Origin of the sequence: Amycolatopsis solani (assembly GCF_033441515.1) — a bacterium.
Classification (GTDB): domain Bacteria; phylum Actinomycetota; class Actinomycetes; order Mycobacteriales; family Pseudonocardiaceae; genus Amycolatopsis; species Amycolatopsis solani.
In genome coordinates, this window is sequence record NZ_JAWQJT010000001.1 from 512579 (window position 1) to 537093 (window position 24515).

Below are 24515 nucleotides of genomic sequence, written 5' to 3' on the forward strand. Positions count from 1 at the left end.
CTCGCAACGCGAGTGTACGGCGCGGCACCGACAGTAACGCCCCTGTCCGCCTTTCGGTGCCGGTCCCGGTCCTCGCCCCGGGGAGGCGGGTCGCTGCTGCGGTGGACGGCTCGCCGGCCGTGGCTCGCCGGTCGTGGGAGGGTGTCGGCTCGCCGGGCGTGGGCCGGGGCAGCGCGGCCGGTCGGCACCTCACCGGGGCGCGCGCAGGTCGCGAATGACTCATTCGGGACCACCAACGCCGCCAATGACTCATTCGCGACCGCTCACCCCCACCGGCGCGCGACCGAAGGCCCGGCCGCTCCCCCCGGCCGACGGTGGCCCGACCTCGGCTCGCCGGCCGCGGGAGGGTGCCGGCTCGCCGCGCGCGGCCGGCTGCGGGAGGTGTCGGCTCGCCGGGCGTGGCTCGGGCGAAGTCGGGGGTGGCGCGGCCGGCCGGCACCTCACCGAGTGCGCCGAGGTCGCGAATGACTCATTCGGGACCACCAACGCCGCCAATGACTCATTCGCGACCTCTCACCCCCACCGGCGCCCGACCGGAGACCCGGCCGACGGTGACCCGGCCTCGGCTCGCCGGTGAATTTCGGACGTTCGGTGATGCCGGTGCCGGGGTTCGGTATAAGTTCCCCCGGGAGCAGTCTCAACCGAGCGGGGGCAGTGCAGTGGCTACGGGCACGACAGTTTTCAGCAGGGTGACGGTCGTCGCGCCATCCACGCGGATCGACGTGGCGCTGCCCGCCGACGTCGCGGTGGCCGACCTCCTGCCGATGCTGCTGGACATGGCCAAGGAAACCGCGCCCGACGGTGGGGCCCGGCACGGTGGGTGGGCGCTCGCGAAGCTCGGGGACGCGCCGCTCGATCCGAGCCGGACGCTGGCGTCGCTCGGGGTCGTCGACGGTGAGCTGCTCCAGCTGCGCAAGCGCAACGAAAACCCGCCGCCGCCGCTGTACGACGACGTCGTCGACGCCATCGCCGAGTCCTCGCCGGACAGCTTCCGGCCGTGGACCAAGGAGACGGCGAACCGCTTCGGGCACGTCGCGGGCGGGCTGGCGCTCATCGCGGCCGCCTTCGCGCTGTTCATGAGCGGGTCCTTCTACGGCGGCAGCGCGCTCGGCGCGGCCATCGCGGGCGGCATCGGCGCGATCGCGTGCGTCGCGGTCGGCGCCACGCTCGCCAAGGCCTACCAGGCGGAAGCGACCGGCGTCCTGATCGCCGCGGCCGGCGGCCTGCCGCTCGCCTTCGTCAGCGGCTTCTACATCGTGCCCGGCCTCTCCCTGCGGGCGAACCTGCTGCTCGGCGCGGTCCTCGTGATCATCGTCGCGTCCGTCTGCATCATGGTCATCGGCGCCGGCATCACGACGTTCATCGCGGCGGCCACCGCGGGCACCTTCGGCGGGCTGGCCTTCCTCTTCGGCACGCTCGTCGCGCACCCGGCGCCCGGCATCGCGGCCGGCACCGTCGCGGTCGCGCTCGCCTGCATCTCGATCCTGCCGCGCGCCACGATCTGGCTCGCGAAGCTGCCGCTGCCGCACGTCCCGGGCAGCGCGGAGGAGCTCAAGGAAGACTCCGGCTTCCCCGACTACCGGGCGATCGAGCGCCGCACGGCGATCGCGCACAACTACATGACCGGCCTGATGGTCGGCTGCGGCGCCACCGTCGCCATCGCGGCGGTCATCGCGGCCAGCGCGCCCGGCGCGTTCGGGATCATCCTCGGTGTCGTCGCGACGCTCGTGCTGCTCCTGCGCGCCCGCGCGTACGCCAACGGCAGCCAGGCCATCGCGCTGCTCACCACCGGCCTCGTCTCGGCGACCGGGATCGGCGTCGGCTGGCTGCTCTCGGCCAGCGCCCAGAACCGCCTGCTCTACGTCTTCGGCGTGCTGATCCTGCTCGCCGCGGGCGCGCTCGTGGTCGGCGTGATCTTCCCGAACCAGCGCTTCTCGCCGCCGCTGCGCCGGACCGTCGAAATCATCGAGGCGCTCTGCATCGCGTCGGTGCTCCCCCTCGCCCTGGGCGTGATGGACCTCTACACGACCCTGCGGCACCTGAACTTCAAGTGACCGGATCGGGTGAATCTCGGATGTCAGTGGCACGGCGGACCACGACGGCTTTGCTGGCCGGCACGATCGGCGTCCTGTCGCCGCTGGCGATCGCGGTGCCGTCGTGGGCGCAGCAGTCGACCGACGGCTACTTCGCCACGCCGCCGCCGGTCGACATGTCCAAGCTGGTCCCGGACGAGCGGAAACCGGACAAGAACTACAAGCCCTCCAAGGGCTGCGTGCAGCGCAGCACCCTCGGCGAAAACATCGTGCTCAAGAACCGGCCGTGGGGCCAGGAGTACCTGCAGATCTCCAAGGCGCAGGACATCGTCAAGGCGGCCACCGGCGGCGTAGCGGGCAAGGGCGTCCGGGTCGCGGTGGTCGACACCGGCGTGACGCGGCACCCCTGGCTGACCGACCTGCGGCCCGGCGGCGACTACGTCGCTCCGACGACGAAGAACCAGCCTCCGGGGCTCGAGGACTGCGACGGCCACGGCACCGAGGTCGCCGGGATCATCGCGGCCAAGCCGGACAACCCCGAGGTCGGGTTCATCGGCGTCGCGCCGGACGCGACGATCGTGTCCTACCGCCAGCTGAGCGAGAACTACGAGCCCAACACCGAGACGGCGGCGCCGCCCGCGTCGTCCAGCACCGGGGGCGCGCCCTCGTCGAGCACCAACCCGCCGTCCGGGTCCGAGTCGTCGCTGCCGCCGTCCAGCGGTGGTGGCGGGAGCAGCGAGGGCGACCAGACCTCGCCCGGGCAGTCCAACGGCGGGCGCCAGCTGGAAAAGGCCGGCACCGCGGGCACGCTGAAGACGCTGGCCGAGATCATCCGCGGCATCGCCGAGCGCAACGAGGCCGACATCATCAACATGTCGGTCGACAACTGCCGTCCGGCGACCGGGTCGATCACCGAAGGCGAGCAGCAGGTCCAGGCCGCCGTGCACTTCGCGGCGGAGAAGGGCGTCGTGATCATCGCCGCCGCGGGCAACGCGACGGACACCTGCCCGCAGAACGACCAGCCCGACGCGAAGAAGCCGAAGACGATTGTGACGCCGCCGTGGTTCGCCGACGACGTCCTGTCGGTGGGCGCGATCGACGAAACCGGTGGCGTGGCCGCGTTCAGCGTGCACGGCCCGTGGGTCGGGGTCGCGGCGCCCGGCACGAAGATCATCTCGCTCGACCCCGCCGAGGGCTCCAACAGCCTCGCGAACCTGACGTTCGAAAGCGGCGACAAGGCCAGCGAAATCCAGGGCACCAGCTTCGCGGCGCCGTATGTCGCCGGCCTGGCGGCGCTGGTCAAGGCGAAGTTCCCGAACCTCGACGGGCGGGGCATCGTCAACCGCATCAAGCAGACGGCCCAGCACCCGGCCGCACCGGGCGGGCGCGACAACTTCGTCGGCTTCGGCGTGGTCGACCCGGTGGCGGCGCTGACGGCGACCCTGCCGTCCGAGGTCGGCGGCATGGCCCCGATCCCGTCCCAGCAGATCGCCCAGCTCCCCCCGGCGAACGACCGCAGCTCGACACCGGTGATCGTGGCGCTGGCCGGCACCGGCGGTGGCGTGGTGGCGCTGCTGATCACGCTGTTCGTGATGCACACGATCCGCCGCAACCGCACGGCCGAGACCGGCCCCACCCGCCGCTGACGCCACTCCCCCGGCCCGCGTTTCCCGCGCGGGACGGGGGACAAGCTCACTGCGTGGGCGGCTTCTTCTGCTCCTGCGCGGGTTTCTCGTCCTCGCCGATCACCGGCGGGGCGACCATGCCGGGCTCTCCCAGCAGTTCCGACGACTTCGTCATCGGCCGCGTCTTCGGCTGGCGCCGTCCCTGCCCGCCACCGCCGCCGAACGCGCCGAAGCCCATCATCGGCATCATCGGGACACCGGAAGACGTCTGGTTCGCCGCGGGTTCCGGGGCCGGTGCGGGCTGCGGGGCGTCGGCGGGCTGCGCGTGATCCGGAGTACCCGCGCCGGTGTGCTTCGGCTCCGCCGAGGACGGCGTCATGACGTCGTCCGCCGAGTCCCCGGCCGCCGACGGCGTCGTCGCTTCCTCGGCCGCGGCCTCGTTCAGCGCCCCGTCGTGCAGCTTGAACCGCTCCTGCGGGTAGCGGTGCCGGATCTCGATGCTCCGCGAAGCCGCGTCGGGGTCGTCGACGCCGTCGCAGAGCCGGTCGAACGCCTCCATGACGTCCCGCGCGGTCTCGTACAGCGCCTTCGCCGACTCCTGCGTCTCCTCCAGCTGGGCCCGCGCGCGCCGGGCGCCGCCGCTCGGGAGGAGCATCGTCTCCGACGTCAGGTCCGCCGTGTCCACCAGGACTTCGACCAGGTCGACGACGACGTGGCGGACTGACTCGACCAGCTCGTCGAGCGCGCCCGCGAGGACGTTCAGCGCTTCCTCGAGGTCACCGCCCGCCGCCCCGATTTCGCGGATGTAGGCCACGAACGAATCCGCGTCGCGCCCCTCCCAGCCCGCGTCGAGGCGGCCCAGCTGGTCGTCGAGCCGCGTGGACACCTCGGCCGCGACGGACGCCGCGCCGCGCAGGCGGTCCGCTTCGGCGCCGAGGTCGGCCCAGCGGCCGACCAGCGGGCGGAAGTACGTCTCGACGGGGTCGAGGACCCCCAGCTGCCGGCACAGGTCCGTGAGGTAGCCCAGGTACGGTTCGGCCGCCGCGGTGATGTCCTCGCCCTGCGGCACCGCCACCGCCACCGGCTGCGGTTTCGCCAAAGGGTGCGGGATGGACTCGGTCGAGCTTTCGGCGATCATTCCTCGAGCCTCCCGGCGCGCTTGATCAGCTCCGCCGCGTCGGCGTCCTGGCCGTCGTGCCGCACCGTGACCTGCCGCAGCGCCTCCGCGGCCGAGCGCAGCGCTTCCGCGCCGTCGGTCAGCTGGCGCCGCAACGCCCCGGCCGCGCGCCCGTACGACTCACCGAGGCCGATCCCGGCCCCCAGCGGCCCGTAGGACTCCGCGGAAACGCCCGCGCCCCCGACTTCGCCCGCCGCCGCGTCCAAGTCGCCGGCGGCCGCCTCGGCCGTCTTGGCGTACTCGGCGACGACGACGCCGTCCATCCTCAAGCCGGCCACGGCACCTCCGCTCAGCGATTGCCTCCGGGCTGTGACGCCCGGAGCGGACCGGCGGTTCCGGTCAGTTCCCCGCGGGGGCGGTCGGCGTCCCGAACGAACCGGCGTTCGGGTCGATCGGCACCGAGTCGAACTGCTTGAGCACGTCCTGGGTGTTCAGCGAAGCCCCGGTCGGGAGCAGTCCGATGACCGACTCGGGCGCGGGCTGGCGGTTGTTCAAGCCGATCGCGTCCGCCGTCGCCGCGTCCGGGACGCTGTAGCGGATCCCGCGGTCGGAGATCAGCTGGATGGTGCCCTTGCCGAAGCTGTCCTTGCCGGTCGCGGACTGGACCACCGCGGCGAAGCCCGGCTTGAGGTAGAAGCCGTTGATCGGCACGCGGTTCGGGCCCGGCGTGGTCACCGTCATCGGGGTGAACTTGTCGCCGCTGCCCTTCTGGCCCGGCAGCTGCGTGTCGACGTACACCGAGGTGTGCGCGTCCTGGTCGGCGCCGGACCCGACCAGCGACCAGCCCAGGCACGCGACCGAGGAGTTCTTCGTCGCGTCGAGGACCGTCGGGACCGAGCGCGGGAAGTCGTCGACCGCGATGTAGTCCTTGTCGGTGGGCTGCAGGACGTGCACGCCGGCCAGCTTGTCCAGGCCGAGGATCTGGATCCGGCCCGCACTGCCGTTCTTCGCGACGCGGATGATGTCGGCGACGGCGTTCGACACCTTCTGGATGCCGCTGGTCGTGATCGCCCAGTAGTCCGGCTGCGCGCCGGTCGGCTGCGTGGAGAAGACGTCGCCGGCGGTCAGCCCGTCGAAGTCCGCCGGGGCCGGCCCGCTGGGGATCCGCGGCGGGGTCAGGCGTGCGACCTCCGGGATCGCGTTGAGCAGCCCCGGGGTGATCTTCCGCCCGGTCGGCGGCAGCTGCAGCGCTGTCTGGACGGCGTTGTTCGCGTTGTCGGAGTCGATCTCGGCGCGCACGGTGTTGGCGTTCGGCCGGTTCCGCGAACTCGGCAGCCGGTAGACGAGGTACGTCTTGCCGTTGTCGGCCTTCGCCAGCAGGGCTTCGTTCTCCCCCAGTTCGGTGCCGAGCCCGCTGGGCGCGATGCCGCCGAAGACGTAGGTGTTGGTCTTGCCGGTGTCGGGGTTCGGCAGCGAAGGATCGAGCTGGACCTGGTCGCACACCGCCCAATTCGGGGAAATGCGCTGGGAATCCGACGGGATCAGCTGCGGGCCGTCCGGAATTCCGGTGAGTTTGTCGCGCGGAATGGACTCCAGCTGCGCGTCCGAAACGACAGTGGGGTTCTTCACACTCGCCGGGCTCGCCGCCGCCGGCGCGGCCGGTGCCGCGGGCGCGCCGCCGCTGCCCGCGCTCGACTGCTTCGACTGCGCCAGCAGCAGAAGCCGCGCGGACGCGAGGTTGAACGTGGGGATCAGCTTCTTCGGGTTTCCCGTGACGACGTAGACCGTGCCGGACTGCTCGCCGATCACGATGTTCCCGGCCTCCGGCACCGAAGGCGCCGGGCTGAGCAGGCCCCAGACGACGAACACGATCATGCCGAGCGCGCCCAGCACGACTCCCACGATGGTGGCCCTCGTGTGGGTGCGCATCGGGTCGTGCAGCATCACGGCGTCCCGCCGGACCAGCGCCGACTGCATCCGCCGTAGGACGAACTTGTACGCCTGAACCTGAGACTTAGTCGTGGGTGTTGATGGCATTCTCGACCTACAGCTCTCCCCGTCGCGGTACGGTTCCGCAGGATAGCCGTACGGGGACCGTCTGGTGTGGGGTTTCTACCAACTCAAGCTAGTGTCGGACACCCCGGGACCCGGCTTCCGGGTACGCAGCAAGCACGAGGGGAAGAGAAAGCGCGGATGTCCGTCACCAACCCTCCACGTCCGCCTGGCCCGCCCGGGCCCCCGCCGCCCGGCCGCCAGCCGGGCCCGCCGCCGCGCCCGGTGAGACCCGGAGGTCCCGGCGGCCCTGGAGGGCCCGGTGGGCCCGGCGGCGTCCCCGGTGGACCTGGCGGACCCGGGGGGCCCGGCGGCGGTCCCGGTGGACCCGGCATGCCCCCGCGTGGCCCCGGCGGTCCCGGTCCTGGTGGTCCCGGTCCCGGCGGGCGTGGTCCCGGCGGCCCCGGCCCCGGCGGTCCTGGCGGTCCTGGTGGGCCTGGCGGTCCCGGTGGACCGGGTGGTCCCGGCGGCCCCGGCGGCGGTGGTCCTGGTGGACCCGGCGGCCCGGGTGGCCCCGGTGGCGGTGGTCCCGGTGGACCCGGCGGCCCGAGTGGCCCGCAAGGCCCAGAAGACAGCAGCAGTCCCACTCCCTCGCCCGGCGCGGTGCGGGTGGCCCCGCCGGCGCGGCGCCGCTCGTCCGGCGTCACCCTCGGCCCGCTGCCGGTGGCGAACCTCGTCGTGCTCGAGGTCGGCCTCGCCGTCGGGCTGGTGCTGCTCGCGATCGACATGTCGCTCAAGTACGTCGGGATCGGCATCGTCGGCTTCGCCCTCATCGTCGCGCTGCTGCGCTGGCGCGGCCGCTGGTTCACCCAGTGGATCGGGCTGACGATGCGCTACTCGTTCCGGTCCCACGACCGGTCCGCGAACCCGCTGCCGCCGAGCACCGTCGAGGAGCTGGCGGCTGAAGAGACCGCCGTGACCGGCCCGGACGACGCCCGCGTGAACCTGCTCCGCATCGCGGTGCCGGACCTCGTGGTGGCGCACGGCGTCGACCACGAGCGCCAGCAGGTCGGCCTCGCCTGGAACGACGGCACGTGGACGGCGGTGCTGCTCGTCGAGCCGACACCGGCGTTGATCACCCAGGCCGGTGGCGCGCCCAGCCTCCCGCTGTCGGCGCTGGCCCCGTGCCTCGAAGACCGCGGTGTGGTCCTCGATTCCATCCAGATGATCTGGCACTGCTACCCGGGCAGCGCGGCGCTGCCGTCGGACTCGCCGGCGCTCAGCTCCTACATGGAGGTGCTCGGGCCGCTGCCCGCGGCGGCGCGGCGGACGACGTGGGTCGCGATCCGGCTGGACCCGAAACGCTGCCCGGCGGCGATCCGCGAGCGCGGCGGCGGTGTCGTCGGCGCCCACCGCGCGCTGATCGGCGCGCTTTCGCGGGTGCGCAACGCGCTCGAGTCGCAGGGCGTGCCGACGCGGCCGCTGGACCCGGACGAGCTGCTGCGGGCCGGTATCTCGGCCGCCGAGCTCACCGCCGTCGCCGGCTCGCCGAACAAGGTCACCCTGCAGGAACGCTGGTCCGGGGTGACCGCGGCCGGCATCGGCCACGCGAGCTACGCGATCACCGGCTGGCCGAAGGGCAAGATCTCCGGCAGCCTCGACGCGCTGACGAGCGTCCGCGCGCTGTCGGCGACGCTCGCGATGTCGATTTCCCCGGCGTCCGACGAAGGCAAGATCGGGCTGCGCGGCGTGGTCCGGCTGAGCGCGCGCAACCCGCGTGAGCTCGACGCCGCCGACCAGCGGCTGCACGGGCTGTCCGAGCGGCTGGGCGTGGACCTGACACCGTTGCGCGGGCTGCAGGTCTCCGCGTTCGCCGCGACGTTGCCGATCGGAGGTACGGCATGACTTCCCGCGTCCGTGATGCCGGGCAGAACACCGGGGTGTCGCCGGAGTTCACCGTGGACCCCGCGATGCTCGACGCGATCAGCCCTTCGGGTGACCGCGGCGGCATCGTGCTCGGCTCGGGCCTCAAGGGCGAGCCGCTGACGATCTCGGCGCTGCGCTCGACCCCGACGCGGATCGTGCTGGTGGGCGGGCTGTACCTGGCCCGCCAGGTGGCGATGCGCGCAATGGCGGTCGGCGCGTGGGTTGTGGTCGCGACGGGCCGCCCGACCGAGTGGCAGGTGCTGTCCCGCGCGGCCGGCAGCCGCGACGGACGGCCGTCCCCGCTGGTGCAGATCCGCCGGCTGTCCCCGGTCGAGCTGCCCCGCCCGTCCGAGGACGCCCCGCTGCTGGTGGTGACGGACGGCGGCCCGACCCCGCAGGACCTGTTTCCCCCGCGATCGCCGTGGCAGACGACGATCTACGTCCTCCCGTACCTGCACCCGCAGGCGGGCGCGACGGCCAACGCGGCGGACCTGGTCCTGATGCAGCGCCTCCCGGCCGGCCAGGCCGAGCTGGCGGCCCGCATCTGGCGCCTCCCGCCGCAGATGATGCGGCAGCTGACGACGTTGAAGGACGACCAGGTGGTGGCCCTGGGCCGCAACCTGTGGCGGCCCCTGCGCCTGGTGACGACCGGCAAGGAGCAGCAGCTCCTGGGCCCGGTCCGCCGCGGCGACTGAGTCGTTTCGAACAGCGGAGAGCGGGTGGTTCCCTCGGGGGAGCCACCCGCTTTCCGCTGTCAGGGCCACGCTTGTGAGTGACATACGCACTATCGAGCTTCCTTGACAGAACCCGGCAGGTCCGCCCAAGATCAATTCGCGGCCGCACTCAGCGGCCAGGCGCAGAATTCTTGGGAGGGGTTTCATGCGCGTCTTCAAGTCCGCTGCCGTTCTGGCGGCGTCGATCGCTTTGCTCACAACGGGTTTCGCCGCCGAAGCCGGCGCACAGGCCGCCTGCCCGGCAGGCAAGATCTGCCTCTACACCGGCGCGAACTCGACCGGCCGGATGGCGACGTTCACCTGGGGTTCCCCGGATCTCCGCGGCCAGGGCGTGGATCGCGCGATCTGGGTGGTCAGCAACCATCCGCGGGGCATGTGCCTGTACCCGGGTTACAACTACACCGGCTGGCCCAGCAGTGTCGGGGAGACCGTCGCGCGTGGCTTCCAGGTCAGTCCGACCAGCTCCGTCAAACCCTGCACGGGCTGAGCACGGCCTCGAGCCGAGCCCCTCAGTTCCCCGGACTCTCGACGGACGTGCGGACGTTGCGGGTCTGCTCCGCGCGGGCCGCCAGTTCGGCGTCCGGCGGGTAATCCACGCCGAGCAGGGTGAGGCCGTGGGCCGGGGCCACCGCGCTGTCGCGGATGCCGCTCTCCAGGAGCTTCGACGGCCACGCGTCCGTGCGGCGGCCGTCGCCCACCAGGAGGAGGACGCCGACCAGGCTGCGGACCATCGAGTGGCAGAACGCGTCCGCCGAGACCTCGACCTCCAGCAGGTGCTCGTCGAGCCGGCGCCAGACCAGGCGCTGCAGCTCGCGGATCGTCGTGCCCGTGTCACGCTGCTTGCAGTACGCCGCGAAGTCGTGCAGGCCCAACAGGTCAGCCGCGGCCGCGTTCATCGCGTCCGTCGACAGTGGACGGTTCCAGGCCAGGGTGTCGTGGCGGCGCAACGGGTCCACGCCCCACGGCGCGTCCGAGACGCGGTAGCGGTAGTGACGGCGGATCGCCGAGAAACGCGCGTCGAACCCCGCCGGGGCGACGCGGGCACCCAGCACCCGGACGTCACCGGGCAGGAGGCGGTTCCAGCGGCCCACCATGCGCGTCAGGTCCGGGATGCCTTCGGGCGACACGGGAATCCGGCCGGACGGCGAAGCGAGCGGGACCACGTCGACGTGCACGACCTGGCCGGTCGCGTGCACCCCGGCGTCCGTGCGGCCCGCCACGACCACGGACTTGGGTACCGACGCCCCCGGTGGCTGGCGCCGCAGCGCCTCCTCCAGGAGCTCCTGGACCGTCCGGCGGCCCGGCTGGCGGGCCCAGCCCGAGAAGTCCGTGCCGTCGTACGAGACGTCCAGGCGCAGACGAACGAGCCCGCCCTCCCCGGGGGGAGTGGCGGGCTCGTCCGGTGTCGAAGCGGCCGTCAGGACGTCAGTCCTTCTTGGCGTCCGCGTCCGCGTCGTCCGAAGCCGGGGCCTCGGTCTCGGCAGCGGCGGTGTCTTCGGCCTTGGTCTCGTCGGCAGCCGGAGCCTCCTCGGTGGAGGTGGTCTCCTCGGCGACCGGAGCGGCGGCCTTCTCGTCCTTGGCGAACTTCGTCTTGCGAGCGCGCTCGGCTTCCGAAGTCACCGTCTTCTCCGGGACCAGTTCGATGACCGCCATCTTGGCGTTGTCGCCCTTGCGCGGCATCGTCTTGGTGATCCGGGTGTAGCCGCCCGCCCGCTCCGCGAAGTGCGGACCGATCTCGGCGAACAGCTTGTGCACGACGTCCTTGTCACGGACGATCTTCTGCACCAGACGGCGGTTGTGCAGGTCGCCCCGCTTCGCCTTCGTGATCAGCTTCTCGGCCAGCGGGCGGACCCGGCGGGCCTTCGCCTCGGTGGTCGTGATCTTGCCGTGCTCGAACAGCTGCGTGGCCAAGTTGGCCAGGATCAGCCGCTCGTGCGCGGACGACCCGCCGAGCCGGGCTCCCTTGGTAGGGGTGGGCATTGGTTCTCCTAGTTCAGCTCACAGCGTCCAGGCACACGGCCTCAGAGCTGCTCGGTCTCTGCGTAGTCCTGGCCATCGTCGTGGCCGTCCGAAATCCCGTCGGCGATGCCACCGACACCCTCCGACCAGCCTTCACCGTCGTAACTGGCGGCCGCCGCGGTCGGGTCGAACCCGGGCGGGCTGTCCTTCAGCGCGAGGCCGAGGCCGACGAGCTTGAGCTTGACCTCGTCGATCGACTTGGCGCCGAAGTTCCGGATGTCGAGCAGGTCCGCCTCGCTGCGCGAGACGAGCTCGCCCACCGTGTGGATGCCTTCGCGCTTCAGGCAGTTGTACGACCGGACGGTGAGGTCCAGGTCCTCGATCGGCATCGCGTAGGCGGCGATGGTGTCCGCCTCCTGCGGCGACGGGCCGATCTCGATGCCCTCGGCGTCGACGTTCAGCTCGCGAGCGAGACCGAACAGCTCCACCAGCGTCTTGCCGGCCGACGCGACCGCGTCGCGCGGCGTGATCGACGGCTTGGTCTCGACGTCCAGGATCAGCTTGTCGAAGTCGGTGCGCTGCTCGACACGGGTGGCCTCGACCTTGTAGGTCACCTTGAGCACCGGCGAGTAGATCGAGTCGACCGGGATCCGGCCGATCTCCGCGCCCGCCTGCTTGTTCTGCAGGGCCGGAACGTAACCGCGGCCGCGCTCGACGACGAGCTCGATCTCGAGCTTGCCCTTGCCGTTCAGCGACGCGATGTGCAGATCCGGGTTGTGCACGGTGACACCCGCCGGCGGCACGATGTCGGCCGCCGTGACCTCACCCGGGCCCTGCTTGCGCAGGTACATGGTGACCGGCTCGTCCTCTTCCGAGGACACCACGAGCTCCTTGAGGTTCAGGATGATGTCGGTGACGTCTTCCTTCACCCCGGGAACGGTGGTGAACTCGTGCAGCACGCCGTCGATGCGGATGCTCGTCACGGCCGCGCCCGGGATGGACGACAGCAGCGTACGACGCAGCGAGTTGCCGAGCGTGTAGCCGAAGCCGGGCTCCAGCGGTTCGATGGTGAACCGGGAGCGGGTCTCGTTGACCGTCTCTTCGCCGAGAGCCGGCCGCTGGGAAATCAGCATTTCTTCCTGGTTCCTTTCCAGACGACGCCCGCCATATGACGTCGAAGGGATGGCGCGACGGCGGCGCACCTGTTGCGCCGCCGCCCGTACTCCAGCCGGGGCCGGACTACTTCGAGTAGAGCTCGACGATCAGCTGTTCCTGAACCGGAACATCGATCTGCGCACGCTCCGGCAGCTGGTGGACCAGCACGCGGAGGTTGGACTGGACGACCTGCAGCCACGCCGGGATCGGGCGGTCGCCGAAGGACTCCTTGGCCACGACGAAAGGCAGCATCGCGAACGACTTCGGCCGCACGTCGATGATGTCCCACTTCGAGACCTGGAAGGACGGGACGTTGACCTTGACGCCGTTGACCAGGAAGTGGCCGTGGCTCACCAGCTGACGCGCCTGACGGCGGGTGCGGGCGATGCCGGCGCGGTAGATCACGTTGTCCAGGCGGGACTCGAGGATCTGCAGCAGGTTCTCACCGGTCTTGCCAGGACGCCGGACGGCTTCCTTGTAGTACCGGACGAACTGACGCTCGAGAACGCCGTAGGTGTAGCGAGCCTTCTGCTTCTCCTGCGACTGCAGGAGGTACTCGGACTCCTTGATGCGCCCGCGGCCGTGCTGGCCCGGCGGGTAGGGGCGACGCTCGAAAGCCTGGTCGCCGCCGATGAGGTCAACCTTGAGGCGACGCGAAATACGCGTCGCGGGGCCGGTGTAACGAGCCATTTCTTCTTACTCCTCCCCGTTCCTCAGACCCGGCGCCGCTTGGGCGGGCGGCAGCCGTTGTGAGGCTGCGGGGTCACGTCCTGGATGGTGCCGACCTCGAGGCCGGCCGCCTGCAGCGAGCGGATCGCCGTCTCGCGGCCCGAACCCGGGCCCTTCACGAAGACGTCGACCTTCTTCATGCCGTGCTCGGCGGCCTTGCGGGCAGCGTTCTCGGCGGCCATCTGCGCGGCGAACGGGGTGGACTTACGGGAGCCCTTGAAGCCCACGTGACCACTCGACGCCCACGCGATCACGGCACCGGTCGGGTCCGTGATCGAGACGATGGTGTTGTTGAAGGTGCTCTTGATGTGCGCGTGACCGTGCGCGACATTCTTCTTTTCCTTGCGGCGGACCTTCTTGGCCCCGGCCGCAGTACGAGACTTCGGTGGCATGTTCTGAGGGTTCTCCTGTTAGCGCGCGTTCTCTTGGTGAGCGGCGACCGCTTCGGCCTGGCCGCGCCGGATGATCGAACCGGCGTCGGTGTACAGGTTGCGGAGCGCCATCGGGCGGGCGTAGAGCGCCTTGGGCGAAACGCAAGCCGTGCCGCGGCGCTGCGCGCCGCCCATCCGCACGACCTTCTTGCCCTGGACGCTCACTTCTTGCCAGCCTTCTTCTTGCCGGCGACCGTCTTCTTCGGACCCTTGCGGGTACGGGCGTTGGTCTTCGTGCGCTGACCACGGACGGGAAGTCCGCGGCGCCAGCGAAGGCCCTCGTAGCACCCGATCTCGATCTTCCGACGGATGTCGGCGTTCACCTCGCGGCGAAGGTCACCCTCGACCTTGAAGTTCTCTTCGATGTACACACGCAGCTTCGCGAGGTCGTCATCGCTGAGGTCTTTGACGCGGGTGTCCGCGTTGAGCTCGGCAGCCTTGATGAGCTGCTTCGAGCGGGTACGGCCGATGCCGTAGATGTACGTAAGCGCGATCTCCAACCGCTTCTCGCGGGGGAGGTCTACGCCAGCGAGTCGTGCCATTGGCGCTGATGCTCCTTCATTGAATTCATCTTCAGGTCTGCTCCCCGTCCGGTTCCGGGACCGACTCGCCTGTCGTGCCCTCGGCTTGCGCCTCGGGTGTCCCAGCCCCGGCCTGAAGTCCGGGGGTGAACCGGTCCACTCGCGTGGCCCGGCAGGTGCGGGGAGGTTGTGTAGCCGTCAATCCACTCTGGTCGAGTGCGAGTGATCAGCCCTGCCGCTGCTTGTGCCGCAGGTTCTCGCAGATCACCATGATCCGGCCGTGACGGCGGATCACCTTGCACTTGTCGCAGATCTTCTTGACGCTCGGCTGGACCTTCACGTCTTCTGCTCTCCTGCTTCTGAGCTGCTCTCTGTGATCACTTGTAGCGGTAGACGATGCGACCACGAGAGAGGTCGTAGGGCGAGAGCTCCACGACAACCCTGTCCTCGGGCAGGATGCGGATGTAGTGCTGCCGCATCTTGCCGCTGATGTGTGCCAGGACCTTGTGACCGTTCTCCAACTCGACGCGGAACATCGCGTTGGGGAGCGGCTCGACTACGCGGCCTTCGACCTCGATGGCCCCGTCTTTCTTCGCCATGTCCTCCGCATTTCCTTGTCAACAGCGTCTGTCGCCACACCTGATCAACTCGAGCACTAGTGCTGGGTTGGGTGTTGCGTGGCACACTGGTGCCCGAGTCCCAAGATCGTGAATTCACGAGCGCGCAGGATCCAGGCACGATAAGTGCGCCGACTTGACAGTGTACGCATGCCGTGTCGCGACCCCCAAACCGGGGGTGAACATGGTAGGAGATCACCACGCGCGGGAGCCACCAACGGGTGAAAGCGCAGGTCAGGCGTCTTCCGGGGCGGTGAGGACCCACGGGCCCTCTTCGGTGATCGCCACCGTGTGCTCCCAGTGGGCCGCGCGGGAGCCGTCGGCCGTGACTACCGTCCAGCCGTCGTCCAGCTCGCGGGTCTCGCCGCCGCCACCGGTCAGCATCGGCTCGATCGCCAGCGCCATGCCGGGCTTGAGCCGCGGGCCCTTGCCGGGCTTGCCGACGTTCGGCAGGAACGGGTCCATGTGCATCTGGCGGCCGATGCCGTGGCCGCCGTACTCGAGGATCATCCCGTACTCGATGCCGTCGTCGCGGCCCGCGCGTTCGGCGGCCGACTGGACGGCGTAGGAGATGTCGGTCAACCGGCCGCCGGCGCGGACCGCCTCGATGCCGGCCCACATCGCCGCCTCGGTCGCCGCGGACAGCGCCAGGTCGGCGCCGGAGACGTCGCCGATGGCCAGCGTCACGGCGGAGTCGCCGTGCCAGCCGTCGAGGATCGCCCCGCAGTCGACGGAGATGATGTCGCCGTCGGCCAGCACCTGCGTCTTCGCCGGGATGCCGTGGACGATCTGCTCGTTCACCGACGCGCAGATCGACGCCGGGAAGCCGTGGTAGCCCTTGAAAGACGGCACCGCGCCGGCGTCCCGGATCGTCTGCTCGGCCAGCTCGTCGAGCTCGGCCGTGCTGACGCCCGGTTTCGCCGCGGCGCGGACGGCCGCGAGCGTACGGGCCACGACGAGACCCGCCGCCCGCATCGCCTGCAGCTCGTCCGGGGTCTTGACCTCGATCATGCGCCCGCGGCGGAGCACTTGCAGAACACGCAACCCTCCGAGATTCACGTGCGGTCGCGCAGCGCTTCCAGCACCCGGCCGGAGATCTCCTCGACGCTGCCGACGCCGTCGACGGTCACGAGGATGTCGGCGTAGTACTCCAGCAGCGGCGCGGTGTCCGACACGTAGATCTGCTGACGGCGGCGGATGACCTCTTCGGTGTCGTCCGCGCGGCCGCGCGACATGAGCCGTGCGACGACGACGTCCTCCGGCACCTGCAGCTGGATCACCGCGTCGAGCGAGGCGTCCGTTTCGCCCAGGATCTCCCCGAGCACCTCGGCCTGCTTGGTGTTGCGGGGGAAGCCGTCGAGCAGAAAGCCGACCTTGGCGTCCGGCTCCGCGAGCCGCTCGCGGACCATTTCGTTGGTCACCGAGTCGGGCACGAGCTCGCCCGAGTCCAGGTAGCGCTTCGCTTCCTGGCCGAGCGGGGTCTCCTGGCCGACGTGGGCGCGGAACAGGTCGCCGGTCGAGATGTGCGGGATCCGCAGCTGCTCGGAGAGGGCCACCGCCTGGGTGCCCTTCCCCGCGCCGGGCGGACCCACGAGAACCAGCCGCGTCACTTCAAGAACCCTTCGTAGTTGCGCTGCATCAGCTGGCTTTCGATCTGCTTCACGGTGTCGAGCCCGACACCGACCATGATCAGCACAGCCGTGCCGCCGAACGGGAAGTTCTGGTTGTTCCCGCTACCGGTCAACGACAGGAAGAAGTTCGGGAGGATCGCGATGATGCCCAGGTACAGCGAGCCCGGCAGGGTGATCCGGCCGAGCACGAAGCTCAGGTACTCCGCCGTCGGGCGGCCCGGGCGGATGCCCGGGATGAACCCGCCGAACTTCTTCATCTCTTCCGCACGCTCGTCCACGTTGAACGTGATCGTGATGTAGAAGTACGTGAAGAAGATGATCAGGGCGAAGTACAGCGCGATGTGCACCCAGTTGGACTGGTTCACGATGTAGTTCTTGATGAAGACCTGCCAGCCGGAGTTGGCGTTCTGGTCGCCGACGAGGCGGCTGATCAGGTCCGGCAGGTACAGCAGGGACGACGCGAAGATGACCGGGATGACGCCGGCCTGGTTCACCTTGATCGGCAGGTAGGTCGACGTGCCGCCGTACATCCGGCGGCCGATCATGCGCTTGGCGTACTGCACCGGGATCCGGCGCTGGCCCTGCTCGACGAAGATGACGCTGGCGATGATGATCAGGCCGAAGATGCAGACGACGGCCAGGCCGACGCCACCGGCGTTGCTGAGGATGTTGCCGCCCTCGGCCGGGATGCGCGCCGCGATGTTCAGGAAGATCAGGACGGACATGCCGTTGCCGATGCCGCGCTCGGTGATCAGCTCGCCCAGCCACATCATGACGGCGGTGCCCGCGGTCATCGTGACGACGATGAGGGACAGCGAGTAGATGCTGTTGTCCGGGATGATCGGCTGGTCGCAGTCGGGGAAGAGCTGCTTGCGGTCCGCGAGCGCGACCACGCCGGTGGCCTGCAGGATCGCGAGCGCGATCGTCAGGTACCGGGTGTACTGGGTCAGCTTGCCCTGGCCGGACTGGCCTTCCTTCTTCAGCTCCTCGAACCGCGGGATGACCACGGTGAGCAGCTGGATGATGATGCTCGCCGTGATGTACGGCATGATGCCGGTCGAGAAGAGCGACAGCTGCAGCAGCGCACCGCCGCTGAACAGGTTCAGCAGCTGGTAGACGCCTTCCTGGCCGCCCTGGGAGCTACAGGCCTGCACGGCTCCGTACGAGATCCCGGGTGCCGGAATGGTCGCACCGATTCGGTAGACCGCGACGATGGCTAGCGTGAACAGGATCTTCTTGCGTAGATCCGGCGTCGCGAGAGCCGAGCGGAAGGCGCTGAACACGCGGGGGACCTCCTCGGCGTCGTCGGCCGTCCTCAACCGACGATCGGCTTGGCCGGCACGGTGGCCGGCGGGAACACACAGCACTACTGGCACGCAAGCCAGGAACGCTTCGGGGCACACTCGTCCCGAAGCGTGTCGCCGACTCTAACAGCTTCACCGGGCGGGTCCGCAGTCCGTGTGCGTTTTCCGTACCAAGGTTGCTCCGGCGGGTTGATCCACATCGTCGTCTCGGCGGTAATCCTTGACAGATCGCGGGTCGAGCGGCGGTTGTTCGCCGGTGGCGAAAGCACTCGCAAAGCCGTCGGTCAGTCGGGTTCTTCGGGCGGGAGGACGGTGATGGCGACCCCGCTCGGCGGCGTCGGCGTATCGGCGTAGGCGACGGCCGGGTCGGCCCAGTCGCGGTTCCGCCGGGGCAGCTGGGCCACCACCGCGGCGGCGACGGCCGCGGCGGTGGCCAGGATCAGCACCCACATGCCGGCCGCGGTGACGACTTCGAGGTCGACGGTCCCGACGAGGGCGCTCAGCTCGAACCGGTTCATCCCGACGGTGGTGACCACGCCGGCGGTGAAGGCGGCGCCCGCCCCGATGAGCCACCGCCCTTTACGGGAACGCGAGAAGGCTGTGAAGGCGGCCACGAACAGCAGGACGGCGGCGAGGACGAGCGGCACGCCGAGGGGCGCGCCGGCCCGGTCGGTGACGTCCTGGCCGGGGATTTCGATGGTGGTGCCCCAGGCGGTCTGGGTGATGGACAGGCGGGTCTCGAACGCCCGCTGGCGGATGCTGAGCTCCTCCTGGACGCGGAACAGCGGCAGCAGGGTTCCGACGACGGTCAGGAGGGCCGCCAGGAGGGCGAGGGCGGGCGGGAGGAAGCGCAGGAGACCGGCGGCTGGGGTGGCTGCGGGGGCTTCAGCGGCCTCGACGGGGGCCTGCTGGGGCGGTTGTGGCGGCTGGGGTGGCAGGCCGGGCAGCTGCGCGACGGGGAACGGCGCTGGTAGCGAAGGCTGTGACGCGTCCGGCGCGAACTCCAGCGGCGCGGCCGCACCCGGCGACCGCGGCCCCTCCACCGGGAACTCCGACGGCGCAGGCTGCGACGCGTCCGACGCGAACCCCAGCGGCGCCGCTGCACCCGGCGAGCGCGGCGCCTCCACCGGGAACGCCAACGGCGCAGGTGGCGAAGGCTGTGCGGCCTCCGTCGGGAACTCCAACGGCGCCGGCGGCGCAGGCTGTGCGGCCTCCGTCGGGAACTCCAACGGCGCCGGCGGCGCAGGCTGTGCCGACTCCACTGGGAACTCCAGCGGCTCGAGCCGTGGCGGCTCGCCCGTCCGTGCGCCCGCGCCGGGCTCGGGGCCGTCCGGCCGGGAGGCCTCGACCGGGAAGCTCAACGGCGATTCGGGCGATCCGGGCGCTTCCGGCGGCCCTGCCGGGTCGGGGGGCTCCTGCGGTGATCTGTCCACTCCCCGATCCTGGCGTCCGGATCGTCCTCCCGGCAAGGAACCCGGAAACGCCGAAGGCCCGCCTGGCACGAGCCAGGCGGGCCTTCGAAAACGCGGAACCGCTCAGTTGGTGGTGGCCGAACCGCCGGCCGCCTCGAGCTTCTCCTTGGCGGAGCCGGAGAAGGCGTCCGCCGTGATGTCCAGCTTGACGCCGTTGAGGTCGCCGTTGCCGAGGACCTTCACCAGCTTGCCCTTGCGGACCAGACCGCCCTGCACGAGCTCCTCGGCGCCGATCTTGCCGCCGTCCGGGAAGACGCGGGCGATGTCGCCCACGTTCACCGGCTGGTACTCGGTGCGGAAGCGGTTCTTGAAGCCACGCAGCTTCGGGAGCCGCATGTGGATGGGCATCTGCCCACCCTCGAACCCGGCGGGCACGTTCTTCCGGGCCTTGGTGCCCTTCGTACCGCGACCGGCCGTCTTGCCCTTCGAACCCTCACCACGACCGACGCGCATCTTGTCGCGCTTGGCGCCCGGAGCCGGACGCAGGTGGTGGATCTTGATGGCCGTCATGCCTTGACCTCCTCGACCTCCACCAGGTGGCGGACGGTGTGGATCAGGCCGCGCACCTGGGGGGTGTCTTCACGCACGACGCTCTGGCGGATCTTGCGCAGCCCGAGGGTGCGCAGCGACTCGCGGTGAGCGTGCTTCGTGCCGATCTTGCTCTTGACCTGGGTGACCTTGAGCTGAGCCATGTCAGACCCCCTGGCCGGCACGCTGGCGCAGCATCCGGGCCGGGGCGACGTCCTCGAGCGGCAGGCCACGGCGGGCCGCAACCTCTTCGGGACGCTGCAGGCCCTTGAGGGCCGCCACGGTCGCGTGCACGATGTTGATCGCGTTGTCGGAGCCGAGCGACTTCGACAGCACGTCGTGGACACCCGCGCACTCCAGCACCGCGCGCACCGGGCCACCGGCGATGACGCCGGTACCGGCGGACGCCGGACGGAGCAGCACGACACCGGCGGCTTCCTCACCCTGGATCGGGTGCGGGATGGTGCCGCCGACGCGCGGGACGCGGAAGAAGTTCTTCTTCGCTTCCTCGACGCCCTTGGCGATGGCCGCGGGAACTTCCTTGGCCTTGCCGTAGCCGACGCCGACCTGACCGTCGCCGTCGCCGACGACCACCAGGGCCGTGAAGCTGAAGCGACGACCACCCTTGACGACCTTGGCGACGCGGTTGATCGTCACGACCTTTTCGAGGTGCGGGGTCTTGTCCTGGGCCGCCCCGCCACGACCGCTGTCGCGCCGGTCACGGCGGTCGCGACGGTCACCGCGGTCGTTGCCGCCCTGCCCGCCGGGTCCACCCTGGCCGCCGCCGAATTGCCGTGTACGTCCCGGCATCAGGCTTTCCTTCCGTTAACAAGCTTCTGCATCGTCAGAACTCCAACCCCGCCTCGCGGGCGGCGTCGGCGAGCGCGGCGATGCGGCCGTGGTAGGCGTTGCCGCCACGGTCGAACACCACAGCCGAGATCCCGGCCTCCTTGGCACGCGCGGCGACGAGTTCCCCGACCTTGGCGGCCTTGGCCTTCTTGTCGCCGTCGAACGTCCGCAGGTCCGCCTCGAGGGTGGACGCCGAGACCAGCGTGTGGCCGGCCAGGTCGTCGATCACCTGCACGGCGATGTGCCGCGAGGACCGCTTGACGACCAGGCGCGGACGCTGGTCCGTGCCCGAAACCTTCTTGCGGAGGCGGAAGTGCCGACGGGCCTTCGCGACGCGGCGGCGGGTCGAGATGTCCTTGCCCACCGGCTTGCGCTTCGTAGTCGTGTCGCTCATGATCACTTACCCGTCTTTCCGACCTTGCGGCGGATCTTCTCGCCCTCGTACCGCAGGCCCTTGCCCTTGTACGGGTCCGGGCGCCGCAGCCGGCGGATGACCGCCGAGATCTGGCCGACCTTCTGCTTGTCGATGCCGGAGACCGAGAACCGGGTCGGGCTCTCCACCTTGAAGGTGATGCCTTCCGGCGCCTCGATCTTCACCGGGTGCGAGTAGCCGAGGGCGAACTCGAGGTCCGAGCCCTTGGCCTGCACGCGGTAACCGACACCGTGGATCTCGAGCTTCTTCTCGTAGCCCGAGGTCACGCCCACCACCAGGTTGTTCACCAGGGTGCGGGTGAGGCCGTGCAGAGCCTTGCTGGTGCGCTCGTCGTCCGGGCGCTTGACCAGCAGGGTGCCGTCTTCGTCTCGCTCCACCTTGATCGGCTCGGCGATGGTGTGCTCGAGGGTCCCCTTGGGGCCCTTGACGCTGATGTGCTGACCGTCGATGGTCACCTCGACCCCGGAGGGGACGGCGACCGGCAGCTTTCCGATGCGTGACATGTCTGTGCCCCCTTCCTTACCAGACGTAGGCGAGGACTTCGCCGCCCACGCTGTTGCGCTTGGCCTGCCGGTCGGTCTGGAGGCCGCCGGACGTCGAAATGATCGCGATGCCGAGGCCGCCGAGAACGGACGGCAGTTCGGTCGATTTTGCGTAGACCCGCAGACCGGGCTTGGAGACGCGCCGCAGGCCGGCGATGCTCCGCTCACGGTTGGGGCCGTACTTGAGTTCGACGACGAGGTTCTTGTGCTTTTCGCCCGGCTCGTCGTGGTAACCCGCGATGTAGCCCTCGCGCTTGAGGATCTCGGCGATGTTCGCCTTGAGCTTCGAGTGCGGGAGCTTGACCTCGTCGTGGTACGCCGAGTTCGCGTTACGCAGACGAGTCAAGAAGTCTGCGATGGGGTCGGTCATCGTCATGGTGACCTGTCAACCTTTCTCGCCCTGGTTCCCCGCCCCCGGAGGGGCGGGGCCTGTGGCGAACTGGAGTTATAGAAAAAAGCTCTTACCAGCTGGACTTGCGGACGCCGGGCAGCTCGCCCGCGTGTGCCATCTCGCGAAGGCAGATCCGGCAGAGCCCGAACTTGCGGAACACGGCGTGCGGGCGGCCACACCGCTGGCAGCGGGTGTAGGCGCGCACGGCGAACTTCGGCTTCTTCGCGGCCTTGTGGACCAGTGCTTTCTTGGCCATCGGCTCAGTTCTCCTTGAACGGGAAGCCGAGCTTGCGCAGCAGCGCCCGGCCCTCGTCGTCGTTCGTGGCGGTCGTGACGACGGTGACGTCCATGCCGCGGGGGCGGTCGATGGAGTCGGGGTCGATCTCGTGGAACATCGACTGCTCGTTGAGACCGAACGTGTAGTTGCCGTGGCCGTCGAACTGCTTCGGCGAAAGCCCGCGGAAGTCGCGGATACGCGGCAGCGCGATGGTCAGCAGCCGGTCGAGGAACTCCCACATCCGGTCGCCGCGCAGCGTGACGCGCGCGCCGATCGGCTGGCCCTCGCGCAGCTTGAACTGCGCGATGGACTTGCGGGCCTTCCGGACCTCGGGCTTCTGACCGGTGATCAGGGCGAGGTCCTTGACCGCACCCTCGATCAGCTTGCTGTCACGGGCGGCGTCACCGACACCCATGTTCACGACGACCTTCACCACGCCCGGGATCTGGTGGACGTTGGCGAAGGAGAACTCCGCCTGCAGCTGGCCCTTGATCTCTTCGCGGTAGCGCACCTTGAGGCGCGGCGCGACCTTCTCTGCGGTGGTCATCAGATGTCCTTACCGTTCCGGCGCGAGATCCGGACCTTCTTGCCGTCCTCGCCGATGCGGTAACCCACCCGGGACGGCTTGCCGTCCGAGTCGACGACCATCACGTTCGAGACGTGGATGGGCGCCTCCTGCGTGACGATGCCGCCGGACTGCGCGCCGCGCTGGGTCTGGCTGATCCGCGTGTGCTTCTTGATCCGGTTCACGCCCTCGACCAGCACGCGGTCGCGCTCGGGGTAAGCCTGGATGACCTTGCCCTTGGCGCCCTTGTCCTTGCCGGCGATGACGACGACCGTGTCGCCCTTCTTCACCTTCATCACAGCACCTCCGGCGCGAGCGAAATGATCTTCATGAACTTTCGGTCGCGCAGCTCGCGGCCCACCGGGCCGAAGATGCGGGTGCCGCGAGGCTCGTTGTCGTTCTTGATGAGCACGGCGGCGTTCTCGTCGAACCGGATGTAGGAACCGTCCGGACGACGACGCTCCTTGACCGTGCGGACGATGACAGCCTTGACGACGTCGCCCTTCTTCACCCCGGCAGCCGGGATGGCGTCCTTCACGGTGGCGACGATGATGTCGCCGATGCCGGCGTAGCGCCGCCCGGAACCACCGAGAACGCGGATGCAGAGGATTTCCTTCGCACCCGTGTTGTCGGCTACCCGAAGCCGCGACTCCTGCTGGATCACGTCAACTCCTGTATGTCGCGCCGGTTCTCGCCCGACGAGCGAGCCTTGCGGAACTAAGAACTCTTAAAGAGCCCTGCTTACTTGGCCTTCTCCACGATCTTCACCAGGCGCCACCGCTTCGTCGCCGACAGCGGGCGGGTCTCCATCAGGAGGACCCGGTCACCCTGGCCCGCCTCGTTGTTCTCGTCGTGCACCTTGACCTTGGTGGTGCTGCGGAGAACCTTCGAGTAACGGGGGTGCTTCTTGCGGTCTTCGAGCTCGACCACGATCGTCTTGTTCATCTTGTCCGAGACGACGTAGCCCTCGCGGACCTTGCGGTCGTTCCGGGCCGGCGACTCGGTGGTGGGCTCGCTCATGCGGCACCTTCACTCTCGGCGTCGGGGGCAACGGACAGGCCGAGTTCGCGCTCGCGCATGACCGTGTAGATCCGCGCGATGTCCGTGCGGACGGTGCGCAGACGGCGGTTGTTGTCGAGCTGCCCGGTCGCCATCTGGAAGCGGAGGTTGAAGAGCTCCTCCTTGTATTCCTTCAGACGCAGGACGAGCTCTTCCGCGGTGAGCTCACGCAGCTCCGATGCCAGAGCACCAGCGTTCGCCATCAGAACTCACCACCTTCACGGGTCACGATGCGGCACTTCATGGGCAGCTTGTGGATCGCGCGGCGGAGCGCCTCACGGGCGGTCTCCTCGTTCGGGAACGAGATCTCGAACATCACGCGGCCCGGCTTCACGTTGGCGATCCACCACTCGGGCGAACCCTTACCGGAACCCATGCGGGTTTCCGCCGGCTTCTTGGTCAGCGGGCGGTCCGGGTAGATGGTCGTCCACACCTTGCCACCACGCTTGATGTGACGGGTCATGGCGATACGAGCGGACTCGATCTGCCGGTTCGTCACGTAGCTGTGCTCAAGCGCCTGGATGCCGTACTCGCCGAAGCTGACCTTCGTGCCACCCTTGGCGGCGCCGTGGCGCTTCGGGGAGTGCTGCTTCCGGTGCTTGACCCTGCGCGGGATGAGCACGTC

General features: G+C 69.8%; 34 protein-coding genes. 5 read left to right on the forward strand and 29 right to left on the reverse strand.

Annotated features, from left to right (window positions below):
• Positions 1–689 precede the first annotated feature (689 nt).
• Complete coding sequence (gene eccD / locus SD460_RS02535; RefSeq protein ID WP_290054811.1) at positions 690–2054, forward strand: type VII secretion integral membrane protein EccD; 1365 nt, start codon at positions 690–692, stop codon at positions 2052–2054.
• 20 nt (positions 2055–2074) lie between these two features.
• Positions 2075–3679, forward strand: a complete 1605-nt coding sequence (locus SD460_RS02540; protein WP_290054814.1) for a S8 family serine peptidase — start codon at positions 2075–2077, stop codon at positions 3677–3679.
• A gap of 46 nt (positions 3680–3725) precedes the next feature.
• Here SD460_RS02540 and SD460_RS02545 read toward each other — a convergent pair whose 3' ends face one another.
• The 3 genes from SD460_RS02545 to eccB all read right to left on the reverse strand — a co-directional run bounded on the left by SD460_RS02545 (position 3726) and on the right by eccB (position 6812).
• Positions 3726–4796 carry a WXG100 family type VII secretion target gene (locus SD460_RS02545; protein WP_318305884.1) on the reverse strand — a complete coding sequence of 357 codons (1071 nt, stop codon included), beginning with the start codon at positions 4794–4796 and terminating at the stop codon, positions 3726–3728.
• Entirely contained in the window at positions 4793–5113 is a 321-nt protein-coding gene (locus tag SD460_RS02550; protein ID WP_290054820.1) for a hypothetical protein, read from the reverse strand. The genes SD460_RS02545 and SD460_RS02550 overlap by 4 nt, the downstream gene beginning before the upstream one ends.
• A gap of 61 nt (positions 5114–5174) precedes the next feature.
• Positions 5175–6812, reverse strand: a complete 1638-nt coding sequence (gene eccB, locus SD460_RS02555; protein ID WP_318305885.1) for a type VII secretion protein EccB — start codon at positions 6810–6812, stop codon at positions 5175–5177.
• A 678-nt stretch (positions 6813–7490) separates the two neighbouring features.
• On the opposite strand from eccB, the gene eccE reads away from it, so the two are divergent.
• From eccE to SD460_RS02570, 3 genes are all read left to right on the forward strand, one after another.
• The gene (gene eccE / locus SD460_RS02560; protein ID WP_438860563.1) at positions 7491–8672 is read left to right on the forward strand and encodes a type VII secretion protein EccE; all 1182 of its coding nucleotides are present in this window, start codon (positions 7491–7493) and stop codon (positions 8670–8672) included.
• Complete coding sequence (locus tag SD460_RS02565) at positions 8669–9388, forward strand: hypothetical protein (protein WP_086862313.1); 720 nt, start codon at positions 8669–8671, stop codon at positions 9386–9388. The genes eccE and SD460_RS02565 overlap by 4 nt, the downstream gene beginning before the upstream one ends.
• A gap of 184 nt (positions 9389–9572) precedes the next feature.
• Positions 9573–9914, forward strand: coding sequence for a peptidase inhibitor family I36 protein (locus SD460_RS02570; protein ID WP_290052244.1), 342 nt, complete (start codon positions 9573–9575; stop codon positions 9912–9914).
• A 22-nt stretch (positions 9915–9936) separates the two neighbouring features.
• Here the strand turns inward: SD460_RS02570 and truA are convergent, their stop codons facing one another.
• The 26 genes from truA to rplP all read right to left on the reverse strand — a co-directional run bounded on the left by truA (position 9937) and on the right by rplP (position 24512).
• Entirely contained in the window at positions 9937–10779 is an 843-nt protein-coding gene (gene truA, locus SD460_RS02575; RefSeq protein ID WP_318306534.1) for a tRNA pseudouridine(38-40) synthase TruA, read from the reverse strand.
• A gap of 73 nt (positions 10780–10852) precedes the next feature.
• Positions 10853–11407, reverse strand: coding sequence for a 50S ribosomal protein L17 (gene rplQ, locus SD460_RS02580; protein ID WP_290052242.1), 555 nt, complete (start codon positions 11405–11407; stop codon positions 10853–10855).
• Positions 11408–11448: 41 nt separating this feature from the next.
• The gene (locus SD460_RS02585; protein ID WP_290052252.1) at positions 11449–12540 is read right to left on the reverse strand and encodes a DNA-directed RNA polymerase subunit alpha; all 1092 of its coding nucleotides are present in this window, start codon (positions 12538–12540) and stop codon (positions 11449–11451) included.
• An 85-nt stretch (positions 12541–12625) separates the two neighbouring features.
• Positions 12626–13231, reverse strand: coding sequence for a 30S ribosomal protein S4 (gene rpsD / locus SD460_RS02590; protein WP_004558886.1), 606 nt, complete (start codon positions 13229–13231; stop codon positions 12626–12628).
• A gap of 23 nt (positions 13232–13254) precedes the next feature.
• A complete protein-coding gene (gene rpsK, locus SD460_RS02595) occupies positions 13255–13662 on the reverse strand; it encodes a 30S ribosomal protein S11 (protein ID WP_004558885.1) in 408 nt (135 codons plus the stop codon).
• A gap of 18 nt (positions 13663–13680) precedes the next feature.
• Positions 13681–13866 carry a hypothetical protein gene (locus tag SD460_RS02600; protein WP_290052238.1) on the reverse strand — a complete coding sequence of 62 codons (186 nt, stop codon included), beginning with the start codon at positions 13864–13866 and terminating at the stop codon, positions 13681–13683.
• The gene (gene rpsM / locus SD460_RS02605) at positions 13863–14243 is read right to left on the reverse strand and encodes a 30S ribosomal protein S13 (protein ID WP_034285908.1); all 381 of its coding nucleotides are present in this window, start codon (positions 14241–14243) and stop codon (positions 13863–13865) included. Before rpsM ends, SD460_RS02600 begins: the two co-directional genes overlap by 4 nt.
• 205 nt (positions 14244–14448) lie before the next feature.
• Positions 14449–14562 (reverse strand): 50S ribosomal protein L36, encoded by a 114-nt coding sequence (rpmJ, locus tag SD460_RS02610; RefSeq protein WP_004558882.1) that lies wholly within the window; start codon positions 14560–14562, stop codon positions 14449–14451.
• 37 nt (positions 14563–14599) lie between these two features.
• A complete protein-coding gene (gene infA / locus SD460_RS02615) occupies positions 14600–14821 on the reverse strand; it encodes a translation initiation factor IF-1 (RefSeq protein ID WP_004558881.1) in 222 nt (73 codons plus the stop codon).
• A 252-nt stretch (positions 14822–15073) separates the two neighbouring features.
• On the reverse strand, positions 15074–15850 hold the full coding sequence (gene map / locus SD460_RS02620; RefSeq protein WP_318306535.1) for a type I methionyl aminopeptidase: 777 nt from the start codon (positions 15848–15850) through the stop codon (positions 15074–15076).
• A 44-nt stretch (positions 15851–15894) separates the two neighbouring features.
• Positions 15895–16449, reverse strand: a complete 555-nt coding sequence (locus SD460_RS02625) for an adenylate kinase (RefSeq protein ID WP_290052179.1) — start codon at positions 16447–16449, stop codon at positions 15895–15897.
• Positions 16446–17753, reverse strand: coding sequence for a preprotein translocase subunit SecY (gene secY, locus SD460_RS02630; RefSeq protein WP_290052249.1), 1308 nt, complete (start codon positions 17751–17753; stop codon positions 16446–16448). The genes SD460_RS02625 and secY overlap by 4 nt, the downstream gene beginning before the upstream one ends.
• Before the next feature lie 305 nt (positions 17754–18058).
• The gene (locus SD460_RS02635; protein ID WP_318305886.1) at positions 18059–18913 is read right to left on the reverse strand and encodes a hypothetical protein; all 855 of its coding nucleotides are present in this window, start codon (positions 18911–18913) and stop codon (positions 18059–18061) included.
• A 396-nt stretch (positions 18914–19309) separates the two neighbouring features.
• Entirely contained in the window at positions 19310–19756 is a 447-nt protein-coding gene (gene rplO / locus SD460_RS02640) for a 50S ribosomal protein L15 (protein WP_086857318.1), read from the reverse strand.
• Positions 19753–19938 (reverse strand): 50S ribosomal protein L30, encoded by a 186-nt coding sequence (rpmD, locus tag SD460_RS02645; RefSeq protein WP_033291195.1) that lies wholly within the window; start codon positions 19936–19938, stop codon positions 19753–19755. Before rpmD ends, rplO begins: the two co-directional genes overlap by 4 nt.
• Before the next feature lies 1 nt (position 19939).
• Entirely contained in the window at positions 19940–20584 is a 645-nt protein-coding gene (rpsE, locus tag SD460_RS02650; protein ID WP_004558874.1) for a 30S ribosomal protein S5, read from the reverse strand.
• Between the two features lie 34 nt (positions 20585–20618).
• Positions 20619–21017 (reverse strand): 50S ribosomal protein L18, encoded by a 399-nt coding sequence (gene rplR, locus SD460_RS02655; RefSeq protein ID WP_290060375.1) that lies wholly within the window; start codon positions 21015–21017, stop codon positions 20619–20621.
• 2 nt (positions 21018–21019) lie between these two features.
• Positions 21020–21559: a 50S ribosomal protein L6 gene (rplF, locus tag SD460_RS02660; protein ID WP_290060374.1), complete on the reverse strand. Its 540-nt coding sequence runs from the start codon at positions 21557–21559 to the stop codon at positions 21020–21022.
• Positions 21560–21575: 16 nt separating this feature from the next.
• The gene (rpsH, locus tag SD460_RS02665) at positions 21576–21974 is read right to left on the reverse strand and encodes a 30S ribosomal protein S8 (protein ID WP_004558871.1); all 399 of its coding nucleotides are present in this window, start codon (positions 21972–21974) and stop codon (positions 21576–21578) included.
• A gap of 85 nt (positions 21975–22059) precedes the next feature.
• Entirely contained in the window at positions 22060–22245 is a 186-nt protein-coding gene (locus SD460_RS02670; protein ID WP_004558870.1) for a type Z 30S ribosomal protein S14, read from the reverse strand.
• Between the two features lie 4 nt (positions 22246–22249).
• Positions 22250–22813: a 50S ribosomal protein L5 gene (gene rplE / locus SD460_RS02675; RefSeq protein WP_247015084.1), complete on the reverse strand. Its 564-nt coding sequence runs from the start codon at positions 22811–22813 to the stop codon at positions 22250–22252.
• Positions 22813–23127 carry a 50S ribosomal protein L24 gene (gene rplX, locus SD460_RS02680; protein WP_086857322.1) on the reverse strand — a complete coding sequence of 105 codons (315 nt, stop codon included), beginning with the start codon at positions 23125–23127 and terminating at the stop codon, positions 22813–22815. The genes rplE and rplX overlap by 1 nt, the downstream gene beginning before the upstream one ends.
• Entirely contained in the window at positions 23127–23495 is a 369-nt protein-coding gene (gene rplN, locus SD460_RS02685; RefSeq protein ID WP_004558867.1) for a 50S ribosomal protein L14, read from the reverse strand. The genes rplX and rplN overlap by 1 nt, the downstream gene beginning before the upstream one ends.
• 77 nt (positions 23496–23572) lie before the next feature.
• A complete protein-coding gene (gene rpsQ / locus SD460_RS02690; protein WP_290060370.1) occupies positions 23573–23851 on the reverse strand; it encodes a 30S ribosomal protein S17 in 279 nt (92 codons plus the stop codon).
• Positions 23848–24093: a 50S ribosomal protein L29 gene (gene rpmC / locus SD460_RS02695; RefSeq protein ID WP_086675500.1), complete on the reverse strand. Its 246-nt coding sequence runs from the start codon at positions 24091–24093 to the stop codon at positions 23848–23850. The genes rpsQ and rpmC overlap by 4 nt, the downstream gene beginning before the upstream one ends.
• A complete protein-coding gene (gene rplP, locus SD460_RS02700; RefSeq protein WP_004558864.1) occupies positions 24093–24512 on the reverse strand; it encodes a 50S ribosomal protein L16 in 420 nt (139 codons plus the stop codon). Before rplP ends, rpmC begins: the two co-directional genes overlap by 1 nt.
• Between the last annotated feature and the right edge of the window lie 3 nt (positions 24513–24515).